Below are 9,887 nucleotides of genomic sequence, written 5' to 3' on the forward strand. Positions count from 1 at the left end.
CGTCCACGATGTCCCCGAACACCCGTTCACCTTGTCTCCAGCACAAACAAGAACGGGGAGAAGGAAAGACTGCGCTACATCTTCACCCGTTCCGCCTTCGGATCATACATCGGCTTCAGCGATGCCTCCGCCGCGAAGCGTTCTCCTGCGATCTCCACCTCGTAGGAAGAACCCAGCACGTCCGCCTCGCTCTCACCCTCACAGGGCACATAGCCGAGCCCGATCGCGCCGCCGAGGTGGTGTCCGTAATTGCCTGAGGTGATCGGGCCAACAATCCGGCCGTCGCGCAGAATGGCCTCGTTGTGGAACAGAAGGGGCTGAGGATCCTTCAGGCGGAACTGCACCAGCCGCCGCGACAGGCCGGCTTCCTTCTTCCGGAGCACCGCATCGCGGCCGATGAAGCCGGCTTTGCTGGTCTTCACCGCGAAGCCCAGGCCCGCCTCCAGCACATTCTCCTCGTCGGTGATGTCGTGGCCGAAATGGCGGAAGGCTTTTTCGATGCGGCAGGAATCGAGCGTGTGCAAGCCGCAGAGCTTCAGGCCGACATCGGCGCCGGCCTCGGCGATCGCCTCGAAGACATGGGCGGCTTGCTCGGTCGAGACATAGAGCTCCCAGCCGAGTTCACCGACATAGGTGACGCGGTGGGCGCGGGCCAGCCCCATGCCGATCTCGATCTCCTGGAAGGTGCCGAACGGATTGACCTCGTTGGAGAAATCGTTCGGGCTGACTTTCTGGATCAGTTTTCGCGCCTCCGGCCCCATCACGCAGATCACGGCTTCGGCGGCGGTGACGTCGGTGATGACGACGAACTCCTCGGCGACATGCTTTCTCAGCCAGGCAAGGTCGCGCTGCAGCGTGGCGCCCGGCACGACCAGGAAATATGCCGTTTCCGACAGCCGCGTCACGGTGAGGTCGCTCTCGATGCCACCCTTGGCGTTGAGCATCTGGGTGTAGACGATCCTGCCTGGTGCCACGTCCATGTCGTTGGCGCAGAGCCGCTGCAGGAAGGCGCAGGCATCGCGGCCCTCCACACGGATCTTGCCGAAGGAGGTCATGTCGAACAGGCCGACGCCGTTCCGCACCGCGAGATGCTCCTCGCGCTGGTTTTCGAACCAGTTCTGCCGCTTCCAGGAATAGCGGTATTCGCGCTCCTGGCCTTCGCGGGCGAACCAGTTGGCGCGCTCCCAGCCGGCGACTTCGCCGAAGACGGCGCCGCGCGCTTTGAGATGCTCGTGCAGCGGCGAACGGCGCACGCCTCGCGAGGTCGCCATCTGGCGGTAAGGGAAATGGTCGGCATAAAGCAGGCCGAGCGTTTCCGAGACCCGCTCCTTGAGGTAGCGGCGGTTCTTCTGGAACGGCTGGGCGCGGCGGATGTCGACCTCCCAGAGGTCGAAAGGCGCCTCGCCGTCGTTGATCCATTGTGCCAGCGCCATGCCAGCCCCGCCCGAGGAGACGATGCCGATCGAATTGTAGCCGGTCGCCATCCAGTAGCCGGAAAGCTCGGGCGCTTCGCCCAGGTAATAGCGGTCGTCGGGCGTGAAACTCTCGGGGCCGTTGAAGAAGGTGTGGATGCCTGCGGTGCCCAGCATCGGCATGCGGTTGACGCCCATTTCAAGGATCGGCTCGAAATGATCCATGTCCTCGGGCAGCTGATCGAAGCAGAAATCCTCGCGGATGCCGTCCATGCCCCAGGGTTTTGCGACCGGCTCGAAGGCGCCGAGCATCATCTTGCCGGCGTCCTCCTTGTAGTAGGCGCATTCATCCGGGACGCGCAGCACCGGAAGACGGGAGAGGCCCGGGATCGGCTCGGTGACGAGATAGAAATGCTCGCAGGCATGCAGCGGGATGGTGACGCCGTTCTGCCGTCCCAACTCGCGCGCCCACATGCCGGCGCAGTTGACGATGATGTCGGTCTCGATCGTGCCCTGATCCTCGCCCTGCGCCCAGGAGACCCCGGAGACGCGGCCGTTCCTGGTGTGGACCTTGGTGACCTTGACGTTCTCGATGATGGTCGCGCCGCGCTGGCGCGCGCCCTTGGCAAGCGCCATGGCGATGTTGGCCGGGTCGCACTGGCCGTCGAGCGGCAGATGCACCGCGCCGACCACGTCCGAGACATTGAGATGCGGATACATCTCCTTGACCTCGCGCGGCGAAATCTCGCGCACGTCGACATCGAAGGCGCGGGCAAGCGAGGCCTGCCGAAAGATCTCGTGCTTGCGCTCCTCGGTCAGCGCGACGGTGATCGAGCCGACCTGGCGCATGCCGGTGCCGACATCGGTCTCGGCCTCGAGCTTGACGTAGAGGTCGGCCGAGTATTTCGCCAGCCGCGTCATGTTCTGCGAGGCGCGCAGCTGGCCGATCAGGCCGGCCGCATGCCAAGTGGTGCCCGAGGTGAGCTGCTTGCGCTCCAGGAGCACGATGTCGGTCCAGCCGAGCTTCGCCAGGTGATAGGCGACCGAGCAGCCGGAGACGCCGCCGCCGATGATGACGGCGCGGGCTTTTGTCGGAACAGTCTTGGTCATGCGGCCTCGCGGCGGTAGTTGGAAGCGAAGCGGCGCAGGCGAAGCGCTGCTTCCTTGAGGATGGGCTCGGGCTGGCAGAGGCTGATGCGGATGTGCCCGGCGGCGGCCTCGCCGAAGCTCGATCCGGGCATGACGCCGACCTTCTCCTTGTCGAGCAGGCCCCAGGCGAATTTCTCGTCGTCGGGCTCGATGGCGGAGATATCGAGCATGACATACACGCCGCCTTCCGAGCCGTGCACGGTGACGTCGTTCATGCCGCGTATGGCATCCAGCATCAGGGCGCGGCGCGCGGCGTAGCGTTCGGCGATCTCTTTCACGCCATAGTGGTTCTCGAGCGCTTCGGCGCAGGCGATCGAGATGAAGGCCGGCAGGCCGTAGGTTGTCACGAGGTTGAGGTCGGTCAGCAGCCGGATCATCTCCGTCGGGCCGGTCAGCCAGCCCATGCGCCATCCCGTCATGCCGTGGCTTTTCGACATCGAGTTGATGACCAGCGTGCGCTCGGCCATGCCGGGCAGCGAGCGCGGCGAGATATGCTTGCCGCCACCGAGCGTCCAGTAGACCTCGTCGGACAGCAGCCAGAGATCGTGCTCCTTGCAGATCGCGGCCAGTTCTTCCAGCCGCTCGCGCGAATAGACAGCACCGGTCGGGTTGTTCGGCGTATTGATCAGAATGGCGCGGGTGTTGGGCTTCAGCGCGGCACGGATCATGTCCGCGCGGGGCTGGAACCCGTCCTCCGCCGGCGTCTCGACCACGGTGAAGGTCGCACCGGCGGCGCTGAAGGTGTTGGGGTAGGTGGCGTAGTAGGGCGCCACGACGATGGCGTGGTCGCCAGGATCGAGCACGGTCTGCACCGCGGCGTAGAGCGCAGCCTGGCCGCCTTGCGTGGCGATGATTTCGTCCGGTTCCGTCTCGCTGCCGGTGCAGGCGGTGGATGCCGCCGCCATCGCCTTGCGCAGGCGCGGCAGGCCGGGCAGCGGCGTATAATGATGGTTGCTGCCGCGCACGGCTTTGACGCAGGCTTCGATCGTTTCCGAGGGCGTGTCGAAGTCGTGGTCGCCGACCGACAGCATGATGATGTCCTCGCCGGCCTGCTGGCGCGCCCAGGCGGCCGAATGGACCTCCCAACCGTCCTTGCCCGAAGGAACGATAGCGGCAATGCGCTTCGATGGTGTTGGCATCAGGCTCTCAGCCTCTCGTTCTTCGGATCCCACAGAGGCTCGTCCTTCTGGACGACAGCTTTGAAGCGATCGCCAAAAATCTCGACCTCGACCGCAGTGCCCGGCTCGGTCAGATCGGTGCGCAGCATGCCGAGCGCGATCGACTTGCCGACGCGGTGGCCCCAGCCGCCCGAGGTCGTCTCGCCGACGATCCTGCCGTCATGCCAGAGCGTCGACATATAGGGCGCGTCGCAGTCGCCGGGGTTCTCGACGACCAGCGTGACGAAGCGCTTCTTCACGCCTTGCTGTTTCTCATTGAGCAAGGCCGCCTTGCCGCGGAAATCGGGCTTGTCCCATTTGACGAAGCGCTCCAGCCCGCCCTGCAGGATCGAATAGTCGGTCGAAAGATCGCCCTTCCAGGCGCGGTAGCCTTTTTCGAGCCGCAGCGAATCCAGCGCATACATGCCGAACGGCTTCAGGCCATGTTTTTGGCCGGCGGCCCAGACGGCATCGAAGACAGCGAGCGTATCGGCGACCTTGCTGTGGATCTCCCAGCCGAGCTCGCCGGCGAAGGAGACGCGCACCAGCTTCGCCCAGCGCCCGGCAATCGTCGTTTCCTGATGCGTGAGCCAGGGCTGCGAGAGATCGGCGTCGCAAAGCTCCGCCAGGATTTTGCGCGAATTCGGGCCGGCGAGGATCTGGGTCGAGTATTCCTCGGTACGGTCGGTCAGGGTGAAAGCCGCATCGGCAGGCATGCGCGACTTCAGCCATTCGAAGTCGTGCCATTGCGCCACCGCGGCAGTGATCAGCGTCATCAGGTCTTCGCGGTGACGCACCACCGACATTTCGGTGACGATGCGGCCCTTGTCGTCCGCGAAATAGACGAGCCCGATGCGGCCGGGTTTTGGCACCAGGCCGGTGACCTGCAGCGCCAGCCAGTCGGCTGCGCCCGAACCTTCGAGGTTGAAGCGCGAGAAGCCGGGCAGATCGAGGATGCCTGCAGCGTCGCGCACGGCGAGGCATTCCTCGCGCACGGCGCGCTGCCACGGCCCGTCACGGCGGAAGGTCAGCGTCGCTTCCTCGGAGGTGTCGTCGCCGGGCCTCGCATACCAGGTGGCGCGTTCCCAGCCATTATAGGCGTCGAACTGGCCGCCCAGCGCCTTGACGCGCTCATGCAGCGGCGAAAGCTTGCGGTTGCGCCCCTCCGGCCAGGCATGGCGCGGGAACTGGATGGCGTATTCGTTGCCGTAGATCTCCATCCCCTTGGCGACGCAATAATCGGGTGCCGAGGCGAAGCTGGTGAAGCGGCGCGGGTCGCAAGACCACATGTCCCATTCGGTCTGGCCCTCCGTGACCCATTCGGCCAGCACCTTGCCGGCGCCGCCGCCTTGCGCGATGCCGAAGGTGAAGACGCAGGCCTCGAAGGCGTTGGGCACGCCGGGCATCGGCCCGATCAGCGGGTTGCCGTCGGGCGCATAAGGGATCGGCCCGTTGATCACCTTGGAGAGGCCGGCCGTGCCGAGGATCGGCACGCGGGCGACGGCGTCGGCGAGATAGTGCTCGAGACGGTCGAGATCGTCGGGGAAGAGCTGGAAGGAGAAATCCTCCGGCATCGGATCGTTGTGGGTCGCCCAATGCGCGCGGCAATTGCGCTCATAGGGGCCGAGATTCATGCCGCTCTTTTCCTGGCGCAGGTAGTAGGAGGTATCGACGTCGCGCAGCAGCGGCAGCTTATGGCCCTGCTCCTTCGTCCAGGCGGCGAGCTCAGGGATCTCCTCAAACAATATGTACTGATGGCTCATCACCATCATCGGCACGTCGCGGCCGAACATCTTTCCAACCTCGGCGGCGCGGTAGCCGGCGGCGTTGATGACGATCTCGCAGCGGATTTCGCCTTGCGGTGTTTCGACCACCCATTCGCCGTTCTCGCGGCGCACGCCGCTGACCGGGCAGAAACGGATGATTTTCGCGCCCATGTCGCGCGCGCCCTTGGCCAGCGCCTGAGTCAGCTGCGCCGGGTCGATGTCGCCGTCGCTCGGATCATAGAGCGCGCCCTTCAGCTCATGCGTCTCGATGAAGGGGTAGCGTCGCTTGATCTCGTCGAGGCCGACCACGTCGATGTCCATGCCCTGGTAGCGGCCCATGCCCTTGGCGCGCTGGAATTCCTGCATGCGTTCGCTGGTGTGGGCGAGTCGGAGCGAGCCGGTGACATGGTAGTTCATCGGATAGTCGACGGCCCCGGCCAGGCCCCGGTAGAGCTCGGTGGAATAGCGCTGCATGTTCATCAGCGACCAGGACGAGGAGAAGGTCGGCACGTTGCCGGCGGCATGCCAGGTTGAGCCAGAGGTCAGCTCGTTCTTTTCCAGAAGCACGCAGTCTGTCCAGCCCGCCTTGCACAGATGATAAAGCGACGAGCAGCCGACGACACCGCCTCCGATGATCACCACGCGTGCCGTGGTCGGCAAACCGGCCATGTTTTTCTCCTCAAGTTCAAAGCGCGACATGTCGCGCTTTGCTTCCTTTGATGCATGCCGTTGCCCCAAAACCGCTGGACACTTTTGGGCGGCATGCAATGTTCAATATACCGGTGGTGAAACCACCCAGATCACCACGGCCGGCTCGGTGCCCGGATTGCGCCAGCGATATGGCTTGCCCTCGAAGCGAAACGAGTCGCCTTCGCCAAGCCGATGCCAGACGCCCGCGATCTCGATGTCGAACAGTCCAGAGACGATGTATCCGGCCTCCTCGGTCGGCCGAAGTGCTGCGGCCTTCATCTCGGCGCCGGGCGCGAACACCGAGCGCACTACCTCGAAACTACCGCCGAGATCGGGCGACAGAAGCTCCTCCACCAGACCCGTTTCGCTTGTGCCAAGCACGCGGCGGCGACCGGCGCGCACGATCACCCCACGTTCTTCCTCAGCGGGCACGTCATGACTGAAGAACAGGCTGATCGGCACATCGAAGAGATCGGCGAAGGCCCGCAAGTCGCCGACCGAAGGCACCGAGAGGCCGCGCTCGACCTGGCTGACCCAACCCACCGAACGGCCCAACTTGAGCGCAATTTCACTGAGCGTGAGGCCGCGCGCTTTGCGGAGCGCGCGGATGTCGCCGGCCAGCAGCCGGTCGCCATTGTCCTGCTCAGATCTGGCTGTGGTCGAGCTCAAAAGCTTCTCGTGAAAAAATCTGGATAAATTTCATGAGAGAATAAAATCATGAAAAAATCAAGGAGATTTTCATAGGCCACAAGATTTGCTTGCGCGTTTTCGGCGGTTGATGCAAAGCCTCGCACACGAGCGGCGAGTGGGGCGCCCGGTCGGAGACCAGTCTTAGTTCATAGTCTGCGGATGGTCGTCAAGGGAACCGGGTTGCGGGTTTCTGGCCATGCCGAAAGGGACGACCCATGCTTGAGAAGAACATCCGGATCGCGTCGGATGCGGAGATCGTCGATGAGGCGATCACGTCGCGCCGGTCGGTGCGCGCTTTCCTGTCCGATATGGTCGATGACAATACGATCCGCGCGATCCTCGCGGTCGCCGCGCGCGCGCCGTCCGGCACCAACATGCAGCCCTGGCGCGTCTATGTGACCAGGGGCGAGGTCAAGCAGCGCATCAGCGACGCGATCCTCAACTCCGGCATCCGCGCCGAAAAGGCCGAGTGGGACGAGTATCGCTATTATCCCGACCAGTTCTTCGAGCCCTATCTGACCCGTCGGCGCGCCAATGGCTTTGGGCTTTACGGCGCGCTGGGCATCGGCCGGCGCGAGGTCGACAAGATGCGGGCGCAGCACGACCGCAACTTCATCTTCTTCGATGCGCCTGTCGGCATGATCTTCACGATCGACCGGAGACTGAACCAGGGCTCGTGGATCGACTACGGCATGTTCCTGCAGAACATCATGGTCGCTGCACGGGGCAGGGGGCTGCATACCTGCCCGCAGGCGGCCTTCGCTCCTTACCATCGGCAGATCAGGCCGGTGCTCAACATTCCCGACGAGGAAATCGTCGTCTGCGGCATGGCGCTCGGCTATGAGGACACGTCCAAGCCCGAAAACGAGTTCCGCACCGACCGCGCTCCACTCGAGGACTGGGTTACCTTTGCGGAATAATGCCGGCGCAGGCCGCAGCTTGACCTGTCAGTCGGTGCTCATATGCGCGCCGTGGCCGCTGACATGGGCGCCGTCACGCGGCGTCAGCCGCAGGTAAGCCGACAGCGCGCAAAGCGTGATCAGCCCTTCGATGACGAACAGGATGCGATAGTCGTCGACGCTGGCCTTGCCGCCGCCGGCAAGCAGCGACAGCAGCGCGGCCGCAAGGCCGACGCTGATCGCCACCGCAAGCTGCCACAGGATGTAATAGAGCGCGCTGAAGCGGGCGAGCTGCTCCGGCGCGATGTCCGAATAGGAAAGATTGCCGGTCGAGGCCCATTGCACCGAGCGGAAGACGCCGAAAACAAAAATGTAGGCTAGCACGATCCAGGCCGGCAGGCTCTCCTGCACCAGGGCAAAGCCCGCGACCAGCAAGGCGACAATCGGGGTGTTGGTGACCAGCACGCGCCTGAAGCCGAGCCGGTTCAGAAGGCGCGGCATGAAGAAGCGCATGATCAGGGATCCGATCGCGGCGACGAAGGTCAGCGAGCCGGCCTGCACGGCGCTCATGCCGAAGCCGAGCTGGAACATCAGCGGCAGCAGGAAGACCACGGAGCTGAGGCCGATCGTGTCGAGGCTGCCGCCGGTAAGGAAGGAGATGCGGAAGGTGCGGATGCGCAGCAGGTTGAGGTCGAGCAGCGGGTTGCGGGCGCGCAGGCAGTAGAAAGCGGCAACCGCCAGGATGATGATCGCCAGGCCGAGCTCGATGCCGATCAGGCTGCCCGCGGCATCCTTCGCGGCAAGTGAGTCCATGCCGAAGATCAGAAGGCCCATACCGCTGCCGACGAGCAGGAAGCCCGGAAAATCGAACGGCGTGCGGACAGGCTTGGTCGTTGACGGAAACAGCGAGGCGGCTAGCAGCGCCGCGGTCAGCGCGATCGGGATGTTGATGTAGAAGATCCAGCGCCACGAGACATAGGTGGTCAGCGCGCCGCCGACCAGCGGGCCGACCAGCGGCCCGGACTGGCCGGCGAGCGAAATATACATGTTGATCTTGAGCGTACGGTCGCGCGGGAAGCTCGACAGGATCACGACCTGGCCGAGCGTGCCCATCAGCGCGCCGCCGCAGCCCTGCAGGGCGCGCGAGCCGACCAGCATCCAGATGTTTTCCGAAAGGCCGCACAGCGCCGAGGCGCTGGCGAAGACGAGCAGGGCGAAGCAATAGACGTTGCGCAGGCCGAAGCGGTCGGCCAGCCAGCCGCCGAGCGGCATGGTGACGATGAGGCTGGCGACATAAACGGTGATCAAAAGGCCAAGCTGGCTTGGCGGGCGGTCGAGGCTCTCGCCGATGCCCGGCAGCGCCGTGACCACGACATTCTGGTCGAGGCTCGTCATGAACACGCCGCAAGCGACGGTTGCCGGCAACAACATCGACGGACCCTCCGCCGGAGCAAAGCGGGTCCTGGCCATCGCCGAAGTCTCAACAGTCATGGAAGGGTATGGTCGAACTGGTTGCCTGAGCGGGCGTCTGCCTTGGCAAACGCCCGTGATTCCTTACCTATCGCGCCTGCTGGCCCAACGCTCAAGCAGCAGTTGGAGCCGTTCGTAGTGCCAGATAGCGGCTGAACCAAAGGTGTGTTGAGATTCAGGTGAGGCCGGCCTGCAAATGGCAGCTTCCTGCGCTTCCGGTGCTCACGTACTTTAGTACGCTCCGCTTCGGTTCTCGGAATCCGCCACTTTCGGCACGGCCTCACCTGAATCTCAACACACCTTGGATGCTCTACTGCACCTCATAGCCGACCTCTTCGCTGGCGTGGCACAAGGCCTTCCAGAACGACCGCGCGAAGGAGCGGAAGACGTAGATGTCGAACTGGTCGGCGCCTGTGCGCTGGATCTGGGCGAAGATGTCGTGATGGTTGGTCGAGCGGCCGGCGCCGAGCGGGAAGGCCGGCAAGGCGAAGTCGATGGCAAAAAACTTCGCCATCACCCATTCGGCCTTCGGGCCGGCGATGCGGATCGCGGTGCGGCCATGCGACAGGTCCGTGAGCGTGCCGATGGCCGGCGTGATGACGCCGGCCATCGGCACGCTCACGGACCTGTCGCATGGCCGCACCGCGATCCGCA

7 protein-coding genes are annotated in these 9,887 nt (G+C 64.4%); 1 reads left to right on the forward strand and 6 read right to left on the reverse strand.

All coding sequences use genetic code 11. The features are described 5' to 3' along the window. Positions 1-74: 74 nt before the first annotated feature. The 4 genes from EOA27_RS09515 to EOA27_RS09530 all read right to left on the reverse strand — a co-directional run bounded on the left by EOA27_RS09515 (position 75) and on the right by EOA27_RS09530 (position 6,843). The gene (locus EOA27_RS09515; protein WP_126082147.1) at positions 75-2,522 is read right to left on the reverse strand and encodes an FAD-dependent oxidoreductase; all 2,448 of its coding nucleotides are present in this window, start codon (positions 2,520-2,522) and stop codon (positions 75-77) included. Then, positions 2,519-3,700: a pyridoxal phosphate-dependent aminotransferase gene (locus tag EOA27_RS09520; RefSeq protein WP_126082148.1), complete on the reverse strand. Its 1,182-nt coding sequence runs from the start codon at positions 3,698-3,700 to the stop codon at positions 2,519-2,521. Before EOA27_RS09520 ends, EOA27_RS09515 begins: the two co-directional genes overlap by 4 nt. Further along, positions 3,700-6,153, reverse strand: coding sequence for an FAD-dependent oxidoreductase (locus EOA27_RS09525; RefSeq protein ID WP_126082149.1), 2,454 nt, complete (start codon positions 6,151-6,153; stop codon positions 3,700-3,702). The genes EOA27_RS09520 and EOA27_RS09525 overlap by 1 nt, the downstream gene beginning before the upstream one ends. 102 nt (positions 6,154-6,255) lie before the next feature. Beyond that, the gene (locus tag EOA27_RS09530) at positions 6,256-6,843 is read right to left on the reverse strand and encodes an XRE family transcriptional regulator (protein WP_245463331.1); all 588 of its coding nucleotides are present in this window, start codon (positions 6,841-6,843) and stop codon (positions 6,256-6,258) included. Positions 6,844-7,079: 236 nt separating this feature from the next. On the opposite strand from EOA27_RS09530, the gene EOA27_RS09535 reads away from it, so the two are divergent. Beyond that, positions 7,080-7,784: a nitroreductase gene (locus EOA27_RS09535; RefSeq protein ID WP_126082150.1), complete on the forward strand. Its 705-nt coding sequence runs from the start codon at positions 7,080-7,082 to the stop codon at positions 7,782-7,784. 27 nt (positions 7,785-7,811) lie between these two features. On the opposite strand, the gene EOA27_RS09540 is transcribed toward EOA27_RS09535, so the two are convergent. Then, the gene (locus EOA27_RS09540) at positions 7,812-9,194 is read right to left on the reverse strand and encodes an MFS transporter (RefSeq protein WP_245467003.1); all 1,383 of its coding nucleotides are present in this window, start codon (positions 9,192-9,194) and stop codon (positions 7,812-7,814) included. A 349-nt stretch (positions 9,195-9,543) separates the two neighbouring features. Beyond that, positions 9,544-9,887: sarcosine oxidase subunit gamma family protein (locus EOA27_RS09545; protein ID WP_281059403.1), on the reverse strand; the 344-nt coding region annotated here is incomplete at its 5' end.

Source organism: Mesorhizobium sp. M2A.F.Ca.ET.037.01.1.1 (genome assembly GCF_003998075.1).
Classification (GTDB): Bacteria; Pseudomonadota; Alphaproteobacteria; order Rhizobiales; family Rhizobiaceae; genus Mesorhizobium.

Coding starts and splice junctions, on each gene's coding strand:
- EOA27_RS09520 (WP_126082148.1), bottom strand. CDS start 3,700: ATGCCAACACCATCGAAGCGCATTGCCGCTATCGTTCCTTCGGGCAAG.
- EOA27_RS09535 (WP_126082150.1), top strand. CDS start 7,080: ATGCTTGAGAAGAACATCCGGATCGCGTCGGATGCGGAGATCGTCGAT.
- EOA27_RS09515 (WP_126082147.1), bottom strand. CDS start 2,522: ATGACCAAGACTGTTCCGACAAAAGCCCGCGCCGTCATCATCGGCGGC.
- EOA27_RS09540 (WP_245467003.1), bottom strand. CDS start 9,194: ATGTTGTTGCCGGCAACCGTCGCTTGCGGCGTGTTCATGACGAGCCTC.
- EOA27_RS09525 (WP_126082149.1), bottom strand. CDS start 6,153: ATGGCCGGTTTGCCGACCACGGCACGCGTGGTGATCATCGGAGGCGGT.